Raw genomic sequence first — 23,998 nt, 5'->3', positions numbered from 1 at the left:
TTAACTCTGAATTACAAGAAGTTACGAAATCAACAAATTAAACAACAAAAATTTCGAACCATAAAAAACCCCTGATGATCAACTCAACAGGGGTTTTTGTTTTTTCAAGCGGAGAAATAGGGATTCGAACCCCAGGTACCTCGCGGTACAACAGTTTTCAAGACTGCCGCAATCGACCACTCTGCCATTTCTCCAGAGACGGCAAAATTAATATTTTTTTTACAACTGGCAAACCTATTTCCATATTTTTTTTCTAAATTTATAGTATTGCTAGTTTTTTCTTTTCATAATTCCCGCAAGCCTTTGATACTGCTTATTTTAGCTGTTCTGCTTCCTTGTTTGGTACCGGCTCAGGTGGATGCATATTTTAGTTTTGGCAAGTTTACTACACCAAAAAATGAGCCTTTTGTAGAAACTTACCTCACAATTGTAGGAAAAAGTCTTGCCGTAAAGAGCAGAGGGGGGGATCAACTTCAGAATTCGGTCACCATTGAATTTAAAGTCCTGAAGGATTCCATAATTGTTAAAGCGAATAAGTATAATTTAATGGGGCCTGTTTTTCTTTCGTCCGAAAAATCGCCTACTTTCATTGATAATCAACGTTATGCTTTGCCAAACGGTGTTTACGAAATGGAACTTACCTTAACGGATAATTATGATCCGGCAAAAAAACCGCTGTTAATAAAATGTCCGCTTGTTATGGATTTTGATGACAAGGTCCTGCAATCGTCGAGTATACAGCCCCTTGAGAGTTTCAAAAAAAGCATTGCAGAAAGTAGTATTAGTAAATCAGGATACGACCTGGTTCCTTATCCCGCTAATTTGTATCCCGAATCGACCAAGGAGCTTAATTTTTATTACGAGGTTTACAATGCCAACCTTATTATAGGAGAGGGGAAGCCTTTTGTTTTTTCTTATTACCTCGAAGTAAGTTCAGATCAGAGTATACTTGAAAACTATGGGGCTTTTAAAAAACAGACCGCTTCCAAAGTTAATCCACTTCTCGCGAGAATGGATATTACTAAGCTACCCAGCGGAAATTACGATCTGGTTATCGATCTCAAAGACGCTAATAATGTAACAAGGCTTCAGAAAAAATTTCCATTTCAGCGTGTAAATATGACAGAAGATATTGCTCTTGTGAAACGAAAAAGCAATGAAGCTACTACTGCCGAGTACTTTGGCCACGTTACAGATCTGGATACTCTAAAAATGTTTGTAGAGTGCTTATGGCCAATCGCAGGCACGGTTGACAAAGAAAGGATCATTAACCAGTCTCTGCGAAAAAATGAAGCGATGATGAAAAATTTTATGGTGGACTTTTGGGAACGAAGAGCTGGAGATACTGCCAATCCGGTGAAACTTTGGGCAAATTATTATAAAGAGGTGCAAAAGGTTATGATTCTTTTTAAATGTGGCAAGCAGAAAGGTTATTATAGCGATCGCGGCAGAGTTTATCTCCAGTATGGTGCGCCAAATCAAAGAAGTCAGCAGAATGTCGAAAACAATACTTTTCCTTATGAGATCTGGCAGTATTACAAGGCGGTGGATGGCGCCACAGGAGTGGCTATGAATGATCGCAGATTTGTATTTGTAAATAAGATGTTGGGGGATGATTGTTTTATGATGATACACAGTGATATGCGTGGTGAAGTAAATAACCCACGCTGGCAGTTTGAACTTACACGAAGAAATAACCAGGGCATGGCAAATCCTGATAATAATACGCCTTCGAACACACAATTTAATCAGTTCAACGAAATTTACAGTAATCCGCGTTAAAATTTATGAGTCTGGTGAAAGTAGCGGTGGTCATTTTAAATTTTAATGGAAAGTATTATCTGGAAAAATTCCTTCCTGATATTGTTAGAAATTCTTTTCCTCACCAGGTAATAGTAGCTGATAACGGAAGTACGGATAATTCTATTTCGTTTTTAAAAGAAAATTTTCAGCAGGTTCGTTTAATTGAGAATGGCGGTAACTACGGCTATGCCGAGGGTTACAACAGGGCTTTAGAGAATATTGATGCCGAGTATTTTATTCTTCTGAATAGTGATGTGGAAGTAAGTGAAAACTGGATTGAGCCCGTAATTTCGTTGATGGAGAAAAATCCCCTGATTGCGGCATGTCAGCCAAAAATACTGGATCACGCACATCAAACTACTTTTGAATACGCCGGTGCGTCGGGAGGATTTATCGATAAATATGGTTATCCTTTTTGCAGGGGAAGAATTTTTAATGTACTTGAAAAAGATTCAGGTCAATACGATACTAAAGCCGAAATTTTCTGGGCAAGCGGTGCTTGTCTGTTTGTAAAATCAAAAGCATTTTGGGAAGTTGGAGGATTCGACAACGATTACTTTGCCCATATGGAAGAGATCGATCTTTGCTGGAGGTTAAAAAATATTGGCTACAAAATTTACGTTGAACCTGCCTCAGTCATTTATCATATTGGTGGAGGGACATTAAATAAACTTTCAAAAAGAAAAACCTTCCTTAATTTTCGCAACAATTTAATTACCTACACAAAAAACAGTTCTCCCGAATTTTTATTCTGGAAAATTATATTCCGAATGATCCTGGATGGTGTTGCGGCTTTTAAATTTTTAGTGGAAGGTCAACCCAAACATTTTTTTGCCGTACTGAGAGCGCATTACTATTATTATATATGGCTTGGTAAAACGCTTGCAAAAAGGAGATCAATGCAGGCCAAGCATGGCTTTTCTTATGCCAGCACAGAAATATACCAGGCAAATATAGTAACGGAACATTTTCTGAAACATAAGAAAAAATTTAGCGACCTTGAAAAGGCATTCGCTGAACTAAAATCAAAGAACTAAGCGTTACAGTTTAGAATCCCTGCTTTTACTTTTATTAAATTCATAAAGGAAGGTTCCCTTTTTGGAGGTGGATTTGTCTTTAATAGTGGTCTTTTTTAAGATACCGAGAGACAGTATCCATTTATGAAAATTACGTTTATCGATTTTTTTCTGATGAATGGCCTCATACAACAATTTCATTTGAAGCAAAGAAAATTTTTCAGGCAGCAGTCTTACGCCAACAGGCTTTATCATGGTAGCTTCCTGAAGCTTACTGAGCGCTGCTTTTACCATATACGAATGATCAAAGATGAGTTTAGGTAAAGAGCGTAGACTTACCCAATGCGCTCCATACTTTTCGCCTAACTCAGGGTTATAATCACTAACCCGCATTAACGAAAAATAGGCCACTGAAATTACGCGTGCTCCAGGATCACGGTTTACTTCGCCGTATGTTCCGATCTGTTCAAGATAACTAGTCTCGAGTCCGGTTAAATTATTAAGAACTCTTTTTGCGGCATCATCCAGACTTTCATTTTCGCTTACAAAACCTCCCATCAACGACCACTTACCCAGTTCGGGCTCTACCTTTCGTTTTACGATCAGCAATTTTAAGCCATCTTCATTAAAACCAAAGGCAATGCAGTCAACCGCCACCAATTGTTTTTTTACTTTAGAATAATAAGTGCTCATAGTTTATTGCCGGAATGCGGACGAAAATACGAAAATTCTCTGCATACCAGGAAACCAGGGTTTCTGCGGCTGTTTTTATTCAGGAGATGCAATACATAGTTATAATTTTCATGCCACTATCAATGAAAAAATTGAGAATGGATTAGCGCCAGGCAGCTGCTAATTCAGCGTCCACCTTCTCAGAAAGAGCAGAGCCTTTTTTTGAAATAAGAAGTAAACCCAGAAAAGTGAAAATGCCATTGATCAGGATAAGCTCGGTGCCAATCTTATAACCATGAAATATTTTAGTGGACAGATTGCTTAACCCCAAACTGACATGAAGTTTCTTTTCATACCATTCGGGACTGCAACTTATGTCCAACACCAGAACAAGTAAGGGAGCTAGAATGCACACCGCCCAAACCCATTTATCCTTCAAACGGCGGTGCGTAAGAATTCCGAAAGAAAATAAACCCAGTAAAGGTCCGTAAGTGATGCTTGCAAATTTTAGGATAAAGTCAATGATAAGTTTGTCGTTAATCGCTTTAAAAATAAGGACCATGAAAAAAAATAAAGCGGCAAAAGTAAAATGCACCTTTAAACGCGTTCTGCGCTTTTCTTTTTCTGTGCCGGGTTTTCTGTTCATATCCAGAATGTCGATACAAAAACTGGAGGTAATAGAAGTAATAGCTCCGTCAACACTTGGAAACAAAGCAGAGATCAAAGCAAGAATAAAAATAATGCCGATAGCACCACTAAAAGTATCACTCAGTGCAATAGTGGGAAATAAATCATCGGGAGCAACACTTATGCCTTTAGCTTCTGCGTACAATCTTAAAATGCCGCCAAGAAATAAAAAAAGGAAGTTTACAAACATTAAAACTAAAGTAAAAGTGATGATGTTTTTTTGCGAATCCTTTATCGTTTTTACGCTGATGTTTTTCTGCATCATCTCCTGATCAAGTCCCGTCATAGCAATAGCAATAAACATACCTCCTAAAATTTGCTTCAAAAAGAAAGAACCCGACATCACATCGGTGTTAAACATTTTCGTATAGCCTTTGTCTGACATGAGCGTTAATGCATCTCCAAAATCCAAATGCATGGCTTTTACTATAACATAAATACAAACAACCAGTCCTACCAACATTCCGGTAGTTTGCAGAGTATCTGTATAAATAATGGTTTTAACGCCTCCTTCAAAAGTATACAACAGTATAAGTAGCAGAATAACAAGCGCTGTGAGTTCAAAAGGAATTCCCATGCGATCGAATATAAATATTTGCAGAACGCTTATCACCAGATAGAGTCGGGCAGTGGCACCTACTACCCGTGACAGAATGAAAAAGAAAGCTCCTGCTTTGTGCGCATTTGTGCCGAAACGTTTTTCAAGGTAAGTGTAAATGGAAGTCACATTTAATTTATAATACAGAGGAATAAGAACGTATGCGATAACTATGTAACCGAATAAATAACCAATCACAATCTGAAAATAGAAAAAACCATTTGTCATAACTCCGCCTGGAACGCTCACAAAGGTCACACCGCTCAAACTCGTACCAATCATACCGAAAGCCACAAGCATCCAGTTACTGTTTTTATTGCCTATAAAAAAAGAGTGGTTACTCGAATTTCTGCCGGTGATCCAGGCCACGCCGAGTAATAATAAAAAGTAAGAGATAACAATAGTAAAAAGTAAAGCAGTAGACATGGTAGTGTTTTTAGCAGTGCTACAAAGATTTGTGATTTATGAGGGAATTGCGTTTTTGTCGTAGATAGTTCTAAACAATCGGACTGTGGATAAAAGCAAATCCAAATTTACCGGCAGTTTTAAATTTGATCTGCCTTTTAATATTCTTACCTTGTAAATATGTTTACCAATAACGCTTACCCCTTCAAACATAGAATGCTTTATTTTAAACTTTATTTTGCAACGCTCCTAATAGTTATTCTTAATAGTTGCGCCCCTTCGCGCTACGTGAAACCTTTGGCAAAAAAACAAAGCGCTGCAAGTTTTTCTTTTGGCGGACCACTAATAAAATTTTCGGGAGCACCGATTCCTATTCCTTTTTCTACTTTAGGATATGGTTATGGTCTCAGCGATAACCTTACGCTTTACGGAAATCTGCACACCACGAGTGCCTTGTTTGGGAACGGACAAGTGGATCTGGGCACAACTTTTACTATTTATAAAAAAGAAGAGAAATTCGGCATCACTGCCTCGCCTGCCTTCCAACTGGCATACAACATTCGCAACCGGACAGGATTTCGCGTATGGCCTTCGGTAGATCTTAACGCTTACTTTCATTTGACGAAAAAACCTTCCTATATCTATGCAGGAATTAATTCCTGGTTTGAATTTTCAAAACTGAAAGCCCATGACGAAACGCAAAAAAAGCATGTACTCCCTAATTTGCAGATAGGATACGTAATTGTAAAAACGAAATGGCAACATCAATTCGAATGCAAGTATTTAGGAATCGGAATTCCTAATCTGCCAGGAGTTGTTGATTATATTGGTGTTTCACACAAAGGAAGTTTTGGGATTTATTATTCACTCATAAGAAAATTTTAGAATGAAGTATATAATTTTGATAACTCTAAGTGCCCTTGCCTCTTCTTGTCTGAAGTTGGATACAAATCTTTACAATAACGATAATAAAATCAAGAGTTACGAACTGGAGAATTACAGTGGTGAACAGGATTTTATTCTGGACGCTTCTTACACTATAGGCGCTGACAAAATAACTTTACTGTCATTAAATTCTCAAACAGAAAAAGAATCCAGTTCTACTGAAATTAAAGCGATTTATATTGGCGATCCCTCAAAAATAATCACTGATACAGTTATCCTTTATTGTCACGGAAATAAATGGCATATGGATTTTTACTGGCAACGTGCAAAATTATTAGCGCACGTAAATGGAAAAAATACTTATGGTGTAATGATGATGGACTACCGTGGTTTTGGTCTAAGTTCAGGAAAGCCTGCGGAAGATGGTATGTATGCAGATGTGGACGCTTGTATGAAATGGTTAAAGGAGAAAGGTCTGGATGATAAACGTTTAATTATTTATGGATTCAGTCTGGGAAGTGCCTCAGCATGCGAATTGTCAGCGAACACAAAATCTTTGCGTCCATCGAAATTGATTTTGGAAGCTCCGTTTGGAAGTTCTGCTGTAATGGTTCAGGATGCTTCGCAACTCACTATGCCCGCAGATTATTTTACAGATGTAAAAATTGACAATGCTGAAGAGATTAAAAAAGTAAATCAACCCTTCCTGTGGCTGCATGGCACGAAAGATAATTTTCTGAATTACAAAACGCATGGCGAAGTCGTGTACAAAAATTATCAAGGATCTTACAAAGAAAAATATCTTGTCGACGGCGCCGATCACGGGGAAGTACCGGCAAAAATGGGCTTTGAGATCTACCTGAAGACTATTGGTAATTTCGTGCGGAGATAAGGCAGAGATCCGGTAGCTATTAGGATTTACAGAGAACATGTTTTTTTATCAAAACTCAGGTATAAATTAATCTTTTTAATTATTAATCAATGGAATCAGCGAAAACTGTGGCTTTTTTATTGAAAACGCGTATCTTTGTACTCCTTGGAATTCAGCTCTAAAATAATAGAACAGGCCGTTGATGCTTTTGCACAACTGCCAGGCGTTGGGAAAAAAACCGCGCTACGTTTTGTACTTCATGTAATAAAACAAGATAAACAACAATCTGATAATTTAAGCAGCCTCATTGCTCAGTTAAAAACAGATCTTAAATATTGCGCCAAGTGTCATAATATTTCTGAATCAGACGTTTGCGAAATTTGTGCCAATCCTTCGCGTGATGAAACGCTTGTTTGTGTAGTGCAGGATTACCGCGATATTATGGCGATCGAAAATACCGGGCTTTACAAGGGGCATTACCATGTTCTTGGAGGATTGATTTCGCCCCTGGAAGGAATAACGCCTTCGGGTTTAAACATAGAAACACTTGTAAATAAATTGAGTGCTAATTCTGTAAAAGAAATTATACTTGCTTTAAATGCTACAATGGAAGGCGAAACTACTTCTTTTTATATCTTCAGAAAAATTGCTCCGTACAACATTCGCTTAAGTGCTATCGCCCGTGGCATTGCTGTTGGAGACGAACTTGAGTATGCTGATGAAGTTACCCTTGGCCGCTCAATTATTAACCGCATTCCTTTTGATACACTGCTAAAAAAATGATGGGTCAAAGTTTACTTGAAGCAAAATCATGTTCAGAGGAAGATTTTGAACTTGTAAAAAAACACATCCGAAAATTTGATCTTGATGACAGGGCTCTGCAAATAGGTCAGTTTTTGATTTTTACCGGCGAGTCGGGATTAATTGGCTTTGGCAGAATTCGTGAGTATCCCGCACTTTCTGAAATGTGTTCGTTAGGTATTGTTGAGAGTGAGCGGGGAAAAGGGTTTGGCAGGTTAATGGCCGAAGCTCTGATGAAAAAAGCAAAGAAAGATCTTTACCTGTGTTGCATTACTCCTTCGTTTTTTGAACCACTAGGCTTCCGGGTTTGTGATAACTTTCCTAAAGAGATGCAGGATAAATTGGATTACTGCACAGATAGCCTTCATGTAGAAGATGACTACCTGATCATGAAGTTTGATGAGAAATCCTGACAATTTCTGAACTGGATTTATTTTTTTGCTCCGGGTCTTGAATACTCTGTCCAATAGAGTTGCTCCTCATTTGATCGTATTATTTTTTCTTTTCCTTTTTCGTCGAAGCTAAAAAACTTTCCTTTTTCGGTATAAACTGCTACGTAGTTAATCCCATCCTTTGAGAGAAGAACTTCTTGTTTGTCTTTTGGGAGTTTATCTAACCTTGTATTACGCCACTTCATGCTTTTTATTTAGCCCTTTTAATAAGGTAACCTAAGAAACAAAGAAGGATTGTTTCGCACATTGACAATTGTCAATTCTGCCACTCTCAAAAAATATAAATCCTGGACTTATTTTTTTACACTGATAAAAATCAAACTTGGTTCTGGCAAATAAGCTTAAACTTCGCCGTGGAATTTAACCTCGAAAAATATCATCTTAAATCGCTGTCTTTTTTTGACTTGCTGTCGGAAGAGGAGTTAGCTAAGATCAAGGTAACCGCTCAGCGAAAGGAATTTACAAAAGGAGAGTACCTTTTTAAAGAGAATACTTTTTCAAAAGGAATTTATAGTATCAGGAAAGGTAAGGTCAAAATTTTCCAGACTAACAGCGTTGGAAAACAGAGTGTAGTTTATATTTATAAAAAAGGCGAATTTTTTGGTTACCGTCCTTTACTGGCTGAGGAACCGCATCCTGTTTCGGGTGTGGCTATGGATAATGTTGTAATTACATTTATTCCCAAAGATATTTTTTTAGAAATTCTAAATGCTTCACCGGGCCTGGCACGTAGACTTTTACAGAATCTTACTAAAGAATTTACGGTATGGGTAAATAAACTCACTGTGTTTTCTCAGTATGGCGTTAAAGAACGGGTAGCTCTGAGTTTGCTTATTTTAAAAAGGATTTATACAGTAACGGAGGAAAAAGGAAAAGTGGTAGTGATTTCGATCACGAGAGATGACTTTGCTGGATTTGTTGGAACTGCCAAGGAGACTTTAGTCCGTATGCTGAGAATATTTAAAGACGAGAAAATAATTTCTACCAGGGGCACAAAAATTACGATCCTAAAACACAAAACATTACTGAACATGCTTTCGGAGCTTTAGGATCCAGGCTATTTTTTCAAACGGGATCTTCAAAAAGAACTAGTTAACGGAGCTGATTTTTTTCTTTTAAGACTCCGTCAAAACGACTTAAACAGCGTTTAATAACTTAACAATCTTCATTTTAAAGCTCTGTAAGTAAATTCCTTGTTAAGTTTTTTGTTTTTTGGGAGGCCGTCAGTCCTGATAGAAAGGAGTTTCATTATTTTAGGCGTTCAAAAAATAATAACCTTCATCGCATTACTTATGATAGAAAATTTGAATACCGACGATGATGTAGTAGGAGTAAAACAACTTGTGTTGGCTATAGTTGCAATTGTGGCTATACTCTCTTTATGGTCGTTTCTTACAACTGTACACATTTAAAAGCAAAAGAGAGCTAGTTGAGGTTCTCTGCAATTTCAAGCTCCTCTAATTTAATTCTTACCGGACTTTGCAATGGCACGGTAAAGAAAAAACGCGTGCCTATACCGGCAATACTGTCTGCCCAGAATTTCCCATCATTCATTTCTACAAAGTCTTTGCATAGTTTTAAACCCAGACCTGAGCCTTTTTCCTGCATCAGTCCCGGCATAGAGATATTGGTATCTTCAAAATCAAAAATAGATTTTAATTGCCGATCACTCATGCCTTTACCAGAGTCGATTAACACAACGGTTACGTGGTAAGTACTGATTTCTTGTTTAAAGCTGATTTTTCCTCCGTTGGGAGTGTACTTGATGGCGTTTGAAATAAGGTTTCGAATCACGCAGGCAAACAAATCACCATCTGCGTGAATAAAAATATCTTTTGGAATATCGATGCTAAAACTAATTTCTTTTTGTTGAAGAAAAGTTTCATACATGCGCGTTGTATCGGTTACAAGGGTGAATAAATTATGACGGGATTTTTTTGGATGCACCCGGTTTAGTTTATTACGTGACCAGTGGAGTAAATTGTCCATCAGATGATAGACATTTTTTGCCGATTCGTCCATTGAAATGAGTGTTTTTTTGACTTTTTCTTCTGACATGGTTGTATGTTTTCGCGAGAGTACCTCGGCCAGGTTCTGCAACCAGTAAAGCGGATTGCGCAGCTCATGTGAAATAATCGAAAACAGCTTATCCTTTTCCTTGTTCGCCATTTCAAGTTCTTTGTTTAATTTTTTGAATTCAATATTGCGGTTTGTAATCGTACGATTAAGTTCTTCTAATTTGGCGTTTGCTTTTTTCTTCAAATAAAAGCGGTTGTAAACGTGAAGACATAATAAAATAGTAAAGCCTAAAACAGCAACAATAAGCCAGATAAAAGTATTTTTGCTTTTAATTAGTGAGGCTTTTAAGGCATTGTCTTTAAGAAGAACTTTGTAATCTTGTTCTTTTCGCTCAGTGTCAAACGAAATATTTACAATGGCCAATTGTCTTTTATTCTCAACATCCAGCGATTTCTTTTCCGTTTCTAAAACGGAGATATGATAAGTCAGAGCTTTTTTATATTCTTTTTTATTAAAGTAACAAGTGTATAGCCCCTTGTAAACCCTCAGAAGATCTTCGTTATAATTTGTTTTTTCAAATTTTGAAAGCGAAACATTGTAATAAAAGATCGCACTATCCATCTTGTTTTCTTTAAAAAGTACTTCTGCAAGACCAAGACTAGCCTCTGCAACACCAATATCGTATCCAATAGAAGTGGCAATTTTAAAAGATTCGTTCAGACATTCGAAGGCTTTGTTGTATTGATTTGCCGAGCGGTAAACATCTCCAAGATTCGTTAGGGACTTTACCAGGCCTTTTTTGTAGTCGATGTTTACACAAAGAAGATAAGATTTATGAAAATAGAACTCAGCGCTGTCAAGTTGATTTGTTGCCAGATGAATTTTTCCAAGATTGTTGTACGATTTTGCAAGTTCACCAGGATAATTTAATGTAAGGCGATAAGATAATGCCTGGCGATGATAAATAATTGCTTTATCAAATTCTTTCAGATCAAGATATAAACTTCCCAGATGATTGCAGATGTCAGCACTTAAGAGTAAATCGTTTAGCTCAGTACTGATGCGAAATGCTTCCTGGTATGAGCTTAAGGCCTTGTTTAATTTGCCTTCAGAAATATAATGTTTGCCTAGACTTGGAAGAAGAAGGGCGAGTTGTTTTTTATCTTTGTTTTTTCTGGCCAAAGCTAAAGAGCTATGATAATAGAAATTCGCTTTATCAAAATTTCCTTTTGTCTGGTAAGCTTTGCCGAGATAATATTCCGCATAAGCCTGCTGCTCTTCTAAGGAGTATACTTTTGCAAGGGAATCTACTTTTTTAAAATAGTAGAGAGATTTATTGTAGTCGCCGCGTTTGTAAACAATCTCTCCTTCGTTCACAATAGCTTCACACAAAGCGTTTATATTTCCCGTTTGCCTGGCTAGCTTAGTAGCACGCGAATAAAATCCGAGGGCTTTTGAATGTTCACTTTTTAGTTTCTTAATGTGCCCCAGTATAAGCAGACTTTGAATTTCGGAAGTTTTGTCGTTTTGATTTACCGAAATATTTAAAGATTTCCTTGCAAGCAACTCAGCCGAATCAGAAGCAGTACTTGAATAGTGTTTTGCCCTTTGGAGAATAGATTTTAAAGACGATTCCGGCGCTTTAGTGTTAGAGGTAACAGGCGAATTTTTTTCCAGGTCAAGAAAAAAAGGAAAAATAAGAACAAAAACTAAAATGAATAATGACAGAGCTATCTGACGTTTATTTTTTTTACTGAATAATTTTGTGCTGAATGGCATATCTGGTCAATTCTGAATTTAGGGACATGTTCATTTTTTTCATGATGTTGTTCCTGTGATTACTAATAGTGTTTTTACTGATATCAAGTTTTTCAGCGATTTCCGATTTTCTAATTCCGCTCGCCAGTAATACAAAAACCTGAGATTCCCGGTCAGTAAGTTGGGTGTGTGGCAGGGCAGACTGCGAGGGCGCGGAGATCTGATCTGCAAGCAAATGTGCCTGGTGCGGAAAAATATATTTCTTCCCGGAGGAAACCGTTCTTATGATTTCAATTAACTGATCGGAATGCGTTTGTTTATTTACATATGCCGAAGCGCCATTTTGAATCATCCGTACCGAATGCAATTCATCCGGATTCATTGAGAAAATAATGACCGGAAGGGTACTCCATTTTAATTTTATTTCTTTTAAAACATCCAGGGCGTCTTTGCCGGGCATAGACATATCAAGTAAAACAAGGTCGTACTTAGTTTGCTCCAGTTTTAAAAGCAATTCGTCACCATCGCGCGCCTCATCAACAATTTCCATATCTCCCGTCTCGTCAAGTATGAGCTGCAATCCTGTGCGTACAACAGCGTGATCATCAGCAACAATAATGCGTAGGGGTGTAGTTTCCATTTAATTTCCAGCCTGAAATTAGTAAGCCTTGTTTCAGTTAATGTTATGTTATGGTTACCGAATAACTAAAGAATCTAAATAAAAAAGCAACGCATATTAAGTTTGCGTGAACGAAATCAGCAACATGCTGCATGCACTTTTGTAATCTGCTCATTTGCAGAGTGCTGTGCGTGCCTGGTACTTTTAACTAGTGCTGTTAGGCACTATGGCTATTGCATGCGCAGGGGTTTAAGCTCAACTTTGCAAAGCTTACCTGAGCAAAAAAATCAATGAAAAAAATACTGCTTTTCTTTTTTTTACTGACTACTTCGGTTTTTTATTCTGCCACAATTAAAGGTAGAGTAACAGACGTCTTAACTGGAGAGGAGTTAGTAGGAGCGACGGTAGCTATTAAAGAATTAAAAATGGCTGTTTCCGTTGGCCTTGACGGTAGTTTTGTTTTAAAAAATGTTCCGCCTGGTACTTATACGTTAACCACAAGTTATATAAGTTATGAGTATACATCTACACTGGTACTCGTAAAAAGTAATGAAGAAGAGGTTTCGGTGACTATTAAACTTAAATCTGTAGGTATAATTATTGACGCTATAGAAATTTTAGGAACACGGGACCTAAGCAGTGAAAGCAGTGCGAGAACAACAGAACGGGATGCTGTGAATGTGATGAACGTAGTGAGCGCAAAAGCAATTGAGCTTTCTCCCGATTTAAACATTGCGAATGTTATTCAGCGTATGTCGGGAATTACGTTAGATAAGAGCTCTGGCAACGGCTCCACTTATGCTTTGTTGAGAGGAATGGATAAACGTTACAACTATACTTTGGTAAATGGCATTAAAATTCCAAGTACCAATAATAAACACCGCTATGTGCCTCTGGATATTTTTCCTTCTGATTTAGTTGACCGTATTGAAGTAACAAAAGCTGTTACGGCAGATATGGAAGGTGACGCTATTGCAGGAGCGGTGAACCTGGTAATGAAAAATGCACCTGATAAATTTTTAGTGATGGCAAACACTTCTTTTGGTTTTAGCCAGATATTTTTTGAGCAAAGTATGAAGAGCTTTGATACAAAAGCTGTAAACCCTGAATCTCCCTACGAATTGCAGGGTAAAAATTACAACGCTGTACCGGGCGATTTTTCTAAAGGAAACCTTGATCTCAAACAAACTGCCCTTCCCCTCAATAATTTCTCCGGTCTTACACTTGGCAATCGGTTTTTCAATAAAAAATTCGGGATTTTAATTTCAGGTTCTTATCAAAATGTAAACCGTGCTACTAGTAGTTTGCTGTTTAGAGACGACTTATCGCGCGATGGACAAAATTTACCTCTGATAACAAATATGCATCAAAGGATGTTTTATGAACATCAGACTAATTATGGGGTACACGCTAAGCTGGACTATCGTTTCAACAAACGTCATCAGTTAAAATTGTATGTGGCCGATATGAACTTTAAAATTGCACAGGTACGAAGCGACGATCAAACAGATTTAGAAGTAAGTTATTTTCCTGAGCAGGGTACCGCTAATAAAAGCCATTCGGACCGAACGCGTTTAACCATTCAAAATTTATTTACAAGCACTTTGCAGGGTGATCACGAGTTAGTTAAGGGATTGTTTGTAAACTGGTCGGCAGTTTATTCTAAAGCTTCAAATCACAGTCCGGATGAAGTTACAATTTCATACGAAACACCGGTTCAAAACGGCTCGCCATTGCCGCAGTATGGTGCATTGCTTTATGGCAATTCCTACCGCATCTGGAGATACAATACTGATGAAGATAAAGCTGGCTATCTGAACCTGAAATATGCGACTAAAGCAGGGTCTGTGAAAACGGAATTCTCTGCCGGAGCTATGTACCGGATGAAAGACCGTACAAGTTTTTACAACAAGTATACCCTGGACAGTAAAGGTTACAAAGGCTTAAACTGGAATGAATACAGCGAAATACAATGGACTGTTTCTACTCCAAATGGCATTCGCACTTCAGAAAATTATGAGGCCGTGGAAAATACTTTAGCCTACTACGGTATGGCGAAAGTAAATGTAAAAAGGTTTCAGGCGATTGCAGGTTTGCGAATGGAAAATTTTCAGCAGGGCTATGATATGTGGTATCCACAGGGGGAACGACGTCCTTCGGAAACTTACACCTACACCAATGTTTTGCCAAGCGTTCATTTAAAATACGAAGTAAACCCTAAAAATAATTTGCGGATGTCTTACTACAAAGCCACTAACAGACCTGGCTTTTATGAGATTGTGCCCTTTATAGTTGTAGGTGATGATTATTCGCAGGCAGGGAACCCCGATTTAAAGCCTGCTGTGGCAGACAATGTTGATCTGCGTTGGGAATATTATCCCTCTAAACTCGACCAGGTAATGGCAGGATTTTTTTACAAAAACATTCAGGATCCTATTGAGTATGCATTTGTCGATTATCTTGGAAATTCTCACGTGCAGGTATATTCTCCTATCAATTCTGACAAAGCCACCAACTATGGTTTTGAGTTAGATTTTACAAAATTTTTTAACCAGATTGGAATTAAAGCAAACTATACACTCACACGTTCAAGTATTACTACTAATAAATTGTCGCGCGTAAAAACAGCTAAGGGCCAGGATTCAACCATTTATGTTTCGCAATCGCGCCCATTGTTCGGACAGTCGGCTCATGTAGCAAATCTTTCTTTGTTGTACCAGAGTCAGCATAACGGTCTAAGCGCACAACTGGCTTTGTCTTACACGGGTGAGAGAATTTATTCCGTTTCCCGATACATCGACAACGACTTGTGGCAAAAAGGATTTTTTCAATTGGATTTTTCAGCAGAGAAAAGATTTAAGAAAGGTTTAAGTGTTTTTGTTAAAGCACAAAACTTATTGAATACACACCTTACAGTTTACATCAAAAAAACAAATCCATTAAACGACAATCTCCCTTCACACAGTGCATCGGATAAAAACACTTTAGTACGTTCCGAATATTCCATGCAGACCTACCTTGCCGGAGTGCGCTATAAATTTTAAAAAATAATCAAAAAAAATAAATCAACTAAAAAAAATCAAAACCATGAAATCTAAGATTAAATCATTTATGTTCATTGCAATTGCGGCGAGTCTGGCATTTGTTTCCTGCAAAAAAGACGATGACAACAAACCTACAGAAGAAGAAACAACACAACCTGCAACACCTGATTCTTCGGGCGTTAGCGGAACAAAAACCATTTCTGGTGGAAATTATTTTGGCACATGGTCAAAAGGTTCTCAAATCACTGTGAACGGTACAATTAAAGTGCCTGCAGGAAAAACCTTAACTATTGAAGAAGGCGTTAAGATTATGTTTTCAGATTCCACGAATGAAATTCTTGTTTTCGGTAACCTGCACTGTAAAGGAGTTGCCGGTAACATGGTGAAATTTACTGTAACCGATAGCCGCAGACCATCATCGTCTACAAACTTCCCACGCTTATGGGGTGGTATTTTGTTTGATCGCTCAGCAAAAGAATTGTTAATGCTTTATACTCAAATAGAATTTACAGGGTCTACTTTAACAGAAACCTCGGCCTCTGTAAAAGCTGGTCTATACAAAGCTGAAGCGGGACAAAGAGATCCAGCTATCAATTTCCGTAACGAGGTAGATGGCAAGGTTGTAATTCAAAATTGTATTTTCAACAACATTGGAGAAGATTGTCTTTACCTGGAAGGTTCTAAAGCAATTATTTCAAATAACCTCATCTATGCGCAGGGTTCTGATAACGGTGATGCCATCAATATGAAAGCAGGAAATATTGCTGACGTTTCTTACAACGTAATTTACAATCCAAACCAAAACGGATTAAAATGGTCAAACAGTGGCGACCGCTCACCCAACACAGATGCTTACGGTTATAATAATACAATTGTTAACAGTGGCTGGAGATATCCTACTACAAAAGGTGGTGGTATCTGGTTAGAAAAAAATGTACTGGCACACATCTATAACACTATGTATGTAAACTGTCGTTTTGGAATAAAAATAGATGCAGCAGCAACTAAGCCTGGTGTTGTATACGACTACACATGGTACTACGGACAAGATAAAGCAGTGGTAGACGGTTTTCAAATCACAACTTCAGGGGTTGTTGCCGCTGCGCACGACGTTAACTCCACTACTATCGGAGCAAACGATCCAAAATTTGTAAACTATGATTTAAATACTCCGAAAGCAAACGCTTCGTTCAACACAAGTTGGAATTTTCATTTGCAGGCAGGTTCTCCGGCGCTTAATGCAGGAACTACAAGCTTCACTCCACACTTTGTTTCATCAGGAATTACAATTGCTGGTGTAGAATATAAATCACCGGCTCCTTCAGCATTCATTGGTGCTTTCGGTACTAACTAAATTTTATTACAGGAGTCGATAAGCTATTGACTCCTGTTTTTTAAAAACCATAAACGAAAAAATTTGATAACTCTTTACCTCTAAGAAATTAAACCATGAAAACAACAAAATCTTTTTTAATAAGCGTGCTCATTGGTAGCGCGTCGCTGATGCTGGGACAAACAACTTTTACTGTAAGAGTGAATAGTTCACTGGACGATCACGAAGAACGTATATCAGGTGCGGTGCCGCAAACCGGAACCCTTGGAGATATGGACTCGGGAAGCAGTGATCTTGAATTAGGAAATGAAACAGCTACCTCTGATCCGCAACTGGTAGGTGTGAGATTTACGAGTGTAACCATTCCTCCAATGGCAACAATTATGAGTGCTTATATTCAATTTGCAGTAGACGCCACTGCAAAAAATACCGATCCTTGTGTTTTAAACATCTCTTCTGAAAACAATGCAAATCCTGCAACCTTTTCTGATAATCCGTTCAGCCTGAGCTCACGGTCTCTTACACCTGGTTCTGTAACATGGAATGTAAGTGGGAGCACCTGGAGTGTTGTAGGTTCTGCCGGAACGGATCAAAGAACTGCTGACATAAAAAGTCTTATTCAACCTTTGGTTTTTAAAACCGGCTGGGCTTCTGGAAATGCGATGGCGTTTTTTATTAAAGGCTCAGGAACACGCGAAGTAGAATCGTTTGATGGCGACCCTGCCCTGGCTCCGCAGCTTGTAATTACTTATAGCCTGGCTGTTACAGGTGTTAACGAAATTGAAAAGTCTTCTTCTGTTACCGTTTACCCGAATCCATTTAAAAATTCTTTCCATGTAAATGTAGATCTGGCAACGTCCTCAGATCTTGTTATCTCTGTTTACGATCTTATGGGAAAAGTTATGGAAGAAAGAACATTTGAAAAAGCATCGGCTGGTACTTTTCAATATACTTCAGGTTCTGATTTACAACCTGGCGTTTATTTTGTGAAAGTAAAAGCTAACAAAAAACAACAAGTATTTAAAATCATTTCAGAATAACCAGGTACCCGGAGTTATTGCGGCTCCGGGACTTTTTTTTATTTTTCGTTATTAAGCAGAACCAATTACATGACCGTATCTCATTATTTTTTTGGAGCCCTTCTTATCATCTCCATCTCCGCGTGCTCAAGTTCAAAAAAAGATCTTGGTACAACTGATATAATTACAAAAGCTGTTCAACCGGCTATCATAACAGAAAAAGTACTTAACGACAGTGATGATCCTGCTATCTGGATTAATCCTGCGGATGCCTCAAAAAGCCTGGTACTCGGCACAGACAAAGGAGATACAACCGGTGGAATTTATGTTTTTGATCTCCAGGGGAAAATTGATCGTAAAAAAACCGTTCTGCATTTGCAACGTCCTAACAATATTGATATTGAATACGGTTTTGATTATAAAGGGAAAAAAATTGATATCGCTGTTTTTACAGAACGAGGACGCCAGATGATACGCGTATATTCTTTGCCGGATATGCAAGCCATTGATGGCGGTGGAATAAAAGTTTTCGTGGGTGATTCATTACGTGATCCTATGGGCATTGGACTTTACAAAAAAGCCTCTGATATTTATGCCATCGTGGGACGCAAGTTGGGCCCCGATGGTTCTTTTTTGTGGCAATATAAATTGTATGCCGATGCCAATGGCGTAGTGCAGGCAAAAAAAGTACGAGCCTTTGGGAAGTTCAGTGGTAAAAAAGAAATTGAATCAATTGTGGTGGATGATGCTTTAGGCTATGTTTACTATTCAGATGAGACAGTTGGCGTTCGTCAATTTTACGCTTCACCCGACAGTTCCGGCAAAGAACTTTCTTTGTTCGCTACTGCCGGAGTAAAAAATGATCACGAAGGACTGTCAGTTTATCCTACTTCTGAAAAAACAGGATACATTTTACTTTCTGATCAGCAGGCAAACCGTTTTCATATTTTTTCAAGAGAAGGGGCGGCAGGACAACCTTATTCGCACAAGCTTTTAAAAATTGTAAAGGTTGCGGCTATCGACAGTGATGGTTCTGATGTTACAGCGATCCCTTTGAATGAGACCTTTAAGCATGGACTCTTTGTGGTTATGAGTACTGATAAAACGTTTCATTATTACCGTTGGGAAGATGTGGCCGGTAAGACTTTAATAGCAGATACAAAATTAGTAAAGAACTAAAATTATACTAGTAATATGAAACCGTCTTCCGTTTTATTTCTCTTTCTTTTCATCAGTTTAATTTCTTTAAAACAAAACGCACAGAACAAACACGATCTCGCCGAATTTAAGGGCGGCTACAGGGGCGGCTTCATTAAAGGGCTTACCATTCCCGACAGTGCACTGAATTTTTTGGTTATTGGAGACTGGGGTAGGTGTGGGGAGTTTTTTCAGAAAGAGGTTGCAGAGCAAATGGCTTTTGCATCTGTGAGTGGTGATGCCTCTTTTATTATATCAACGGGTGATAATTTTTATCCAAGGGGCGTAAAAAGTGTCGATGATCCTTTATGGATAAAGAGCTACGAAAATGTGTACAACCAGTATTCTCTTCAAAAAGACTGGTATGTTGTCCTGGGAAATCATGATTACAAAATCAATCCTGATGCTGAAGTGGAATATTCTAAAAAAAGTTCCCGGTGGATTATGCCTTCGCGCTATTACTCAGTGAAAATGCCTGTCGATGGAGATACAAATTCTAAAGCGCTCTTTGTTTTTATAGATACAAACCCTTTCATAGAAAAATATTACAACGATCCCGAGTATGGAAAAATGGTGAAAACACAGGACACATCGGCGCAAAAACAGTGGTTAACCAAAGTTCTTGCAGAGAATGATCCGGCTGTTAAATGGAAATTTGTAGTAGGGCACCACCCTCTTTACACATCTGGAAAACGCATTAAGAGTGCTGAGACATTGCAATTCAGAAAAGTAATGGAACCCATTTTAAAACAATTTTCTGTAGACGCTTATATCTGTGGCCATGAGCATCAACTGGAATATATTAAACCCGAAGGATCAACCCATCACTTTATTTCTGGAGCCGGTTCGGAAGCCAGGGATGTAAAAGGGAATTTACCAGAGTCAAAATTTAAGGCCTCAGACCATGGCTTTATGCTTTTTTCAGTTGGGCAAACACAACTAAAAGTGCAGGTTATAAATTGGGAAGGGAAGATTTTATATCAGCAGGTCTTAAAAAAATAAAGACTAGCCGAATAATTCCCAGTTTGCCATTTCCAGTGTAGTAATTATGGCAGGATGATGTTTGATCCTGTTTTTTGCATTTGTTTTTGCGATCTCAGAAATTTCGGATTTTACAGGTCTGATTACTTCCATCAATTCTTTCCAGGCAAGATCTGTGCTTGAAGTCGGAACAGGGGTTTCGTTGAGTGTTTTCATTTGAGTTTTGAACCAGACTTAGTGCTGATTTACAACGAAGTTACTTCCATTGTATTACTTTGACATTATCGCAATTTTAAGTTTTTACTTCACCTGGGGTTTTTAGGATTTTTAACGGAGTAAAGAAATAGTTATGCTACTATTAAATATTTGCCCGGTATTCCTGATAAGAAAAATATAATCCCTTCTTAACACAAAGGCTAAAAACACAGAGTAATTTGGAATGAACAAATTCAGGTTCATTTAAAAAAATAAAATAATGAAAACAGTTAAAGAACTTATGCGAAGCTTTCCTTATTCGTGCAAAGAAGAAGATAGCTTAAAGTTTGTAGCCAGTCGCATGTCCATTTCTTCCATTACTTTTATTCCGGTACTGGACAAACAGGAGCGCGTAATAGGCACACTGACTTTTGATTCTATATGTAAGACGATCAGGGAAAATAATCTTACAGATAAAGAAATGAAAGTGAAAGAAATCATGAGTTCAGAACCGGTATTTTTGCATGGGTATGAAGATGAAGCAACCGCTCTTATGCACATGCGAAACTATCATTTAAATTATGTACCAGTAGTGGATGACGACAATCACCTGGAAGGTATGGTGAGTTTTATATCGGTAGCGAGAAGAATTGTTGAGCTAAAACATGCCATGAAACTTTTGAAATTGAATTTCTCTTAACCATTTCATAATTTATCAGACATAGTACAATAATTACCAGTGGTTAGTTTTGACCAAATTATAAAACTCAACCATGACTAAAATTTTTACTAAAAGTATTCTGGCGGCAGGACTCATTTTGCTCGCAAAAAATGAAGTAGCGTCGCAAATCACACTCTTGCAGGACTACACAAATAAATCATCGGCAACCATTGGTGTTTTTCAGAACATTACTTTTCGTGAAGCGGGATTTTCAGCTTTAACGGCTATTCCCAACACAAACGGAAAAGAATTCTGGACTATCTCCGACAGAGGTGTAAACGTTGATTGCGCAAGTGCAAACGCAAGTGCCACCCCTGTTGGAACCGTGGGTTGTATTCCAACTTACGATAAAATGTTTGGTTTCCCCACTTATGCGCCAAAAATTCACAGAGTGAAAATTAATGGTGATTCTGTTCAGATTTTACAAACCATCACCATGAAACGTCCAAACGGAAGCACTGCTACAGGGCTTATGAATCCTGCTGGTTTGGGAAGTACTACCTTAGAAGTTGTGTCAACACAAACTGTTTCTAATTGTGCCAATTTTGCTGCAAATACTGCTGCCAAAGATATTTGGGGAATTGATTCTGAAGGTATTTCTGTTGATAACGATGGAAATTTCTGGATCTCTGAAGAAGGTGGGCCAACCATTTGGAAACTAAGTCCAAATGGAATTGTTTTAAAACGTTACACACCCTATAACAATCCAGCTACAGCTCAACCAGAAGACATAGCCATTGACACCGTCTTTAAATACCGTAAAAACAACCGTGGTTTTGAGTGTTTAACTATCGCTCCTAACGGAAAAGTTTACGCTATCATTCAAAGCCCGCTTTTGTTTCCTAATACAGCTACAGGAGAAGGTACACTAGTTCACCGTATGATCGAAATTGATCCTGCAACAAACTCAACCCGCGTTTTAGTTTACCTGAACGATGGAATTATTGGTGCAAGCGGAGCAAATCAAATTCGTTTGAGAGATTGGAAATTGGGCGATATGGCTGCAATTAATAACAACGAGTTTTTAGTTATTGAAGCAGCTGCTCGTGGAACTTCCGATTTTAAAAGAGTTTATAAAATAAACATTAGCGGAGCAACAGCGGTTACCTCGGGTTTATATAACGGGCAAACAGTGGAAGCTTTGGTTACTGCCACTGCTTTAGCGGCGAATAACATTGTGCCTGTTACAAAAACTTTATTTATGGATCTTTTGGCCAACAGCTGGCCGGCGGCTTTAGATAAAGCAGAAGGTTTAGCAATCGTTAATGATAGCACTATCGCTTTCTGCAATGATAACGACTTCGGGCAAAACTGCCCGCTTAATGATGGGATTGCCATGCCAACAACTAATAAAAGCCACCTTATTACTTATGGTTTAAAAGGTGCTAACAAATTAAGTGCTTATCAACCGCACTTAACAACATCCGTTAAAGAACAGGTATCAAATCCTCTTTCTTCTGTAAGCCTTTTTCCAAATCCCGTAAACGAATCAGTAACTTTATCTCTAAACTTAACTAAAGACGTGCGTTTAAACGTGGTGATAGTTGACCTTACAGGAAAACAAGTGAGTGAAGTAGCTACTCAAAATTTTAATGCAGGTTCTCAAAACTTAACTTTAACTACTTCAACTCTTGAAAACGGAATCTATTTTGTAAAAGTCTCTTCTGAAACGTCCTTATCTGTTACTAAGATTGTTGTAATGCACTAATTCTTTTCCTTATTTTAGAAACCGGAACGTTTTAAGCGGTCCGGTTTTTATTTTTTACACTCCCATGGATCATAAATTAAAAAAGCTTGTTCTCCGACTGATACTTTTCGTCTGCGCTGCGAGCACTATTTCCTGGGGCGTCTTCGGACATGAACATATTAACCATGCTGCTGTATTAGCTCTGCCTAACCCTTTGCAGGAGTTTTTTTATAATCACATAGATTTTATTACGCAAGAGTCTACAGTTCCCGATTTAAGAAAATACACATTAAATGACCGGTTAGAGAGACCGCGACATTATATCAATGTCGAAAAGTTCGGAGGGCTGGATAGTCTTCCTGATTCAAAAGCGCTGAATAAAAAGTATGATGAGAAATTCCTCCAGGCCAACGGCACACTTCCCTGGTACCTGGAGACTATGATGGAAAAGCTTACCAAAGCTTTTAAAGAAAAAAGAAAAACCGAAATATTATTTTTAGCAGCAGACCTCGGACACTATCTTGGCGATGCACACATGCCTTTGCACACCAGCGCCAATCACGACGGAGACTTAACTAACCAGAAAGGAATTCACGCGTTTTGGGAAGCACAGCTGCCTGACCTTTTTGGAGAGTCTTATAATTTAAAGACAAGACCGGCAAACTATATTGCGGATATTAATCTGGAAATAAAAACTATTATCAGGAACTCTTATATGTTGGCGGACACCCTTCTTTTAAAAGAAAAACGACTAAGCGAAACATATCCTGCAGATAAACTCTTTGTAAAAGATGCTGACGGAAAAATAGTGCGCAATAAATTTAATCAACTGGTGCATACGGCAGCCTATGCAAAAGCCTATCACGAAGCTTTAAACGGCATGGTGGAAAATCAGATGAGACTGGCTATAGCAGCAGCCTCAGACTTTTGGCTTACTGCCTGGGTAAATGCAGGAAAACCAGATTTAAGCAGTTTAGACCCCAAAGAAGTAACCGAAGTGAATAAAGCGAGGCTTAAACATGAATTAAATCTATGGCAAAGTGGAAAATTATATGGCCTTAAAAGCGAGCGGGAATTTGAATAGAAACTATTTTTAATATAAACGCGTGAAGTGATTCACAATAAAAACAAAAACCAATGGGAAAAGAAAAAGAAATGCTAAAAGAACTACTTGCAAATACTCAGGCAATTATGAAACATCTTAAAATTGAGTCGGCACCAAAAATGAAACCGAA

General features: G+C 38.1%; 22 protein-coding genes and 1 tRNA gene. 16 read left to right on the top strand and 7 right to left on the bottom strand.

Annotated features, from left to right (window positions below; genetic code table 11):
* Positions 1-109: 109 nt before the first annotated feature.
* Positions 110-194, bottom strand: a tRNA-Ser gene (locus CNR22_01515).
* Between the two features lie 109 nt (positions 195-303).
* Between CNR22_01515 and CNR22_01510 the strand changes: the two genes are divergently transcribed.
* A complete protein-coding gene (locus CNR22_01510; protein ID PBQ30497.1) occupies positions 304-1,782 on the top strand; it encodes a hypothetical protein in 1,479 nt (492 codons plus the stop codon).
* A 14-nt stretch (positions 1,783-1,796) separates the two neighbouring features.
* Positions 1,797-2,840 carry a dTDP-Rha--alpha-D-GlcNAc-pyrophosphate polyprenol alpha-3-L-rhamnosyltransferase gene (locus tag CNR22_01505; protein ID PBQ34785.1) on the top strand — a complete coding sequence of 348 codons (1,044 nt, stop codon included), beginning with the start codon at positions 1,797-1,799 and terminating at the stop codon, positions 2,838-2,840.
* A 3-nt stretch (positions 2,841-2,843) separates the two neighbouring features.
* On the opposite strand, the gene CNR22_01500 is transcribed toward CNR22_01505, so the two are convergent.
* Together CNR22_01500 and CNR22_01495 are read right to left on the bottom strand one after the other, a co-directional pair.
* Positions 2,844-3,512 carry a DNA mismatch repair protein MutT gene (locus CNR22_01500; protein PBQ30496.1) on the bottom strand — a complete coding sequence of 223 codons (669 nt, stop codon included), beginning with the start codon at positions 3,510-3,512 and terminating at the stop codon, positions 2,844-2,846.
* A gap of 142 nt (positions 3,513-3,654) precedes the next feature.
* A complete protein-coding gene (locus CNR22_01495) occupies positions 3,655-5,202 on the bottom strand; it encodes a sodium:solute symporter (protein PBQ30495.1) in 1,548 nt (515 codons plus the stop codon).
* 159 nt (positions 5,203-5,361) lie between these two features.
* On the opposite strand from CNR22_01495, the gene CNR22_01490 reads away from it, so the two are divergent.
* The 4 genes from CNR22_01490 (at position 5,362) to CNR22_01475 (ending at position 8,151) form a co-directional block, all read left to right on the top strand.
* Positions 5,362-6,066 (top strand): hypothetical protein, encoded by a 705-nt coding sequence (locus CNR22_01490; GenBank protein ID PBQ30494.1) that lies wholly within the window; start codon positions 5,362-5,364, stop codon positions 6,064-6,066.
* Position 6,067: 1 nt separating this feature from the next.
* Positions 6,068-6,958 carry a hypothetical protein gene (locus tag CNR22_01485; GenBank protein ID PBQ30493.1) on the top strand — a complete coding sequence of 297 codons (891 nt, stop codon included), beginning with the start codon at positions 6,068-6,070 and terminating at the stop codon, positions 6,956-6,958.
* 144 nt (positions 6,959-7,102) lie between these two features.
* Positions 7,103-7,720 (top strand): recombination protein RecR, encoded by a 618-nt coding sequence (locus tag CNR22_01480; protein PBQ30492.1) that lies wholly within the window; start codon positions 7,103-7,105, stop codon positions 7,718-7,720.
* A complete protein-coding gene (locus CNR22_01475; GenBank protein PBQ30491.1) occupies positions 7,717-8,151 on the top strand; it encodes a hypothetical protein in 435 nt (144 codons plus the stop codon). The genes CNR22_01480 and CNR22_01475 overlap by 4 nt, the downstream gene beginning before the upstream one ends.
* A 17-nt stretch (positions 8,152-8,168) precedes the next feature.
* On the opposite strand, the gene CNR22_01470 is transcribed toward CNR22_01475, so the two are convergent.
* Complete coding sequence (locus CNR22_01470) at positions 8,169-8,375, bottom strand: hypothetical protein (protein ID PBQ30490.1); 207 nt, start codon at positions 8,373-8,375, stop codon at positions 8,169-8,171.
* Between the two features lie 168 nt (positions 8,376-8,543).
* Here CNR22_01470 and CNR22_01465 point away from each other — a divergent pair, with 168 nt between their 5' ends.
* Positions 8,544-9,239: a Crp/Fnr family transcriptional regulator gene (locus tag CNR22_01465; protein ID PBQ30489.1), complete on the top strand. Its 696-nt coding sequence runs from the start codon at positions 8,544-8,546 to the stop codon at positions 9,237-9,239.
* A 156-nt stretch (positions 9,240-9,395) separates the two neighbouring features.
* Entirely contained in the window at positions 9,396-9,602 is a 207-nt protein-coding gene (locus CNR22_01460) for a hypothetical protein (GenBank protein ID PBQ30488.1), read from the top strand.
* Between the two features lie 13 nt (positions 9,603-9,615).
* Here the strand turns inward: CNR22_01460 and CNR22_01455 are convergent, their stop codons facing one another.
* Positions 9,616-11,988 carry a hypothetical protein gene (locus CNR22_01455; GenBank protein ID PBQ30487.1) on the bottom strand — a complete coding sequence of 791 codons (2,373 nt, stop codon included), beginning with the start codon at positions 11,986-11,988 and terminating at the stop codon, positions 9,616-9,618.
* Positions 11,960-12,607 carry a DNA-binding response regulator gene (locus CNR22_01450; protein ID PBQ30486.1) on the bottom strand — a complete coding sequence of 216 codons (648 nt, stop codon included), beginning with the start codon at positions 12,605-12,607 and terminating at the stop codon, positions 11,960-11,962. Before CNR22_01450 ends, CNR22_01455 begins: the two co-directional genes overlap by 29 nt.
* 269 nt (positions 12,608-12,876) lie before the next feature.
* Between CNR22_01450 and CNR22_01445 the strand changes: the two genes are divergently transcribed.
* The 5 genes from CNR22_01445 (at position 12,877) to CNR22_01425 (ending at position 20,181) form a co-directional block, all read left to right on the top strand.
* On the top strand, positions 12,877-15,630 hold the full coding sequence (locus CNR22_01445) for a TonB-dependent receptor (protein ID PBQ30485.1): 2,754 nt from the start codon (positions 12,877-12,879) through the stop codon (positions 15,628-15,630).
* 67 nt (positions 15,631-15,697) lie between these two features.
* Entirely contained in the window at positions 15,698-16,984 is a 1,287-nt protein-coding gene (locus CNR22_01440; protein PBQ30484.1) for a hypothetical protein, read from the top strand.
* Positions 16,985-17,079: 95 nt separating this feature from the next.
* A complete protein-coding gene (locus CNR22_01435) occupies positions 17,080-18,003 on the top strand; it encodes a hypothetical protein (protein ID PBQ30483.1) in 924 nt (307 codons plus the stop codon).
* 69 nt (positions 18,004-18,072) lie between these two features.
* On the top strand, positions 18,073-19,161 hold the full coding sequence (locus CNR22_01430) for a 3-phytase (protein ID PBQ30482.1): 1,089 nt from the start codon (positions 18,073-18,075) through the stop codon (positions 19,159-19,161).
* Positions 19,162-19,176: 15 nt separating this feature from the next.
* Positions 19,177-20,181 (top strand): acid phosphatase, encoded by a 1,005-nt coding sequence (locus CNR22_01425; GenBank protein ID PBQ30481.1) that lies wholly within the window; start codon positions 19,177-19,179, stop codon positions 20,179-20,181.
* Positions 20,182-20,184: 3 nt separating this feature from the next.
* Here the strand turns inward: CNR22_01425 and CNR22_01420 are convergent, their stop codons facing one another.
* A complete protein-coding gene (locus CNR22_01420; protein ID PBQ30480.1) occupies positions 20,185-20,376 on the bottom strand; it encodes a hypothetical protein in 192 nt (63 codons plus the stop codon).
* A 259-nt stretch (positions 20,377-20,635) separates the two neighbouring features.
* Between CNR22_01420 and CNR22_01415 the strand changes: the two genes are divergently transcribed.
* The 3 genes from CNR22_01415 to CNR22_01405 all read left to right on the top strand — a co-directional run bounded on the left by CNR22_01415 (position 20,636) and on the right by CNR22_01405 (position 23,847).
* Entirely contained in the window at positions 20,636-21,055 is a 420-nt protein-coding gene (locus CNR22_01415; protein PBQ30479.1) for a hypothetical protein, read from the top strand.
* Between the two features lie 73 nt (positions 21,056-21,128).
* Positions 21,129-22,784 carry a hypothetical protein gene (locus tag CNR22_01410; protein ID PBQ30478.1) on the top strand — a complete coding sequence of 552 codons (1,656 nt, stop codon included), beginning with the start codon at positions 21,129-21,131 and terminating at the stop codon, positions 22,782-22,784.
* Positions 22,785-22,848: 64 nt separating this feature from the next.
* Positions 22,849-23,847, top strand: coding sequence for a S1/P1 Nuclease (locus CNR22_01405; protein ID PBQ30477.1), 999 nt, complete (start codon positions 22,849-22,851; stop codon positions 23,845-23,847).
* Positions 23,848-23,998 lie beyond the last annotated feature (151 nt).

It is taken from the genome of Sphingobacteriaceae bacterium, assembly GCA_002319075.1.
Lineage (GTDB): Bacteria > Bacteroidota > Bacteroidia > B-17B0 > Aurantibacillaceae > Aurantibacillus.
The sequence above is the reverse complement of the archived record's forward strand: the minus strand, read 5'-3'. Positions and strand labels throughout refer to the sequence as shown.

Bases quoted from the DNA above. Each gene is read 5' to 3' on its own strand.
- CNR22_01455 (PBQ30487.1), bottom strand. From the start codon at position 11,988: ATGCCATTCAGCACAAAATTATTCAGTAAAAAAAATAAACGTCAGATA.
- CNR22_01430 (PBQ30482.1), top strand. From the start codon at position 18,073: ATGACCGTATCTCATTATTTTTTTGGAGCCCTTCTTATCATCTCCATC.
- CNR22_01500 (PBQ30496.1), bottom strand. From the start codon at position 3,512: ATGAGCACTTATTATTCTAAAGTAAAAAAACAATTGGTGGCGGTTGAC.
- CNR22_01445 (PBQ30485.1), top strand. From the start codon at position 12,877: ATGAAAAAAATACTGCTTTTCTTTTTTTTACTGACTACTTCGGTTTTT.
- CNR22_01435 (PBQ30483.1), top strand. From the start codon at position 17,080: ATGAAAACAACAAAATCTTTTTTAATAAGCGTGCTCATTGGTAGCGCG.
- CNR22_01470 (PBQ30490.1), bottom strand. From the start codon at position 8,375: ATGAAGTGGCGTAATACAAGGTTAGATAAACTCCCAAAAGACAAACAA.
- CNR22_01420 (PBQ30480.1), bottom strand. From the start codon at position 20,376: ATGAAAACACTCAACGAAACCCCTGTTCCGACTTCAAGCACAGATCTT.
- CNR22_01450 (PBQ30486.1), bottom strand. From the start codon at position 12,607: ATGGAAACTACACCCCTACGCATTATTGTTGCTGATGATCACGCTGTT.
- CNR22_01490 (PBQ30494.1), top strand. From the start codon at position 5,362: ATGTTTACCAATAACGCTTACCCCTTCAAACATAGAATGCTTTATTTT.
- CNR22_01440 (PBQ30484.1), top strand. From the start codon at position 15,698: ATGTTCATTGCAATTGCGGCGAGTCTGGCATTTGTTTCCTGCAAAAAA.
- CNR22_01475 (PBQ30491.1), top strand. From the start codon at position 7,717: ATGATGGGTCAAAGTTTACTTGAAGCAAAATCATGTTCAGAGGAAGAT.
- CNR22_01405 (PBQ30477.1), top strand. From the start codon at position 22,849: ATGGATCATAAATTAAAAAAGCTTGTTCTCCGACTGATACTTTTCGTC.
- CNR22_01415 (PBQ30479.1), top strand. From the start codon at position 20,636: ATGAAAACAGTTAAAGAACTTATGCGAAGCTTTCCTTATTCGTGCAAA.
- CNR22_01495 (PBQ30495.1), bottom strand. From the start codon at position 5,202: ATGTCTACTGCTTTACTTTTTACTATTGTTATCTCTTACTTTTTATTA.
- CNR22_01425 (PBQ30481.1), top strand. From the start codon at position 19,177: ATGAAACCGTCTTCCGTTTTATTTCTCTTTCTTTTCATCAGTTTAATT.
- CNR22_01410 (PBQ30478.1), top strand. From the start codon at position 21,129: ATGACTAAAATTTTTACTAAAAGTATTCTGGCGGCAGGACTCATTTTG.
- CNR22_01485 (PBQ30493.1), top strand. From the start codon at position 6,068: ATGAAGTATATAATTTTGATAACTCTAAGTGCCCTTGCCTCTTCTTGT.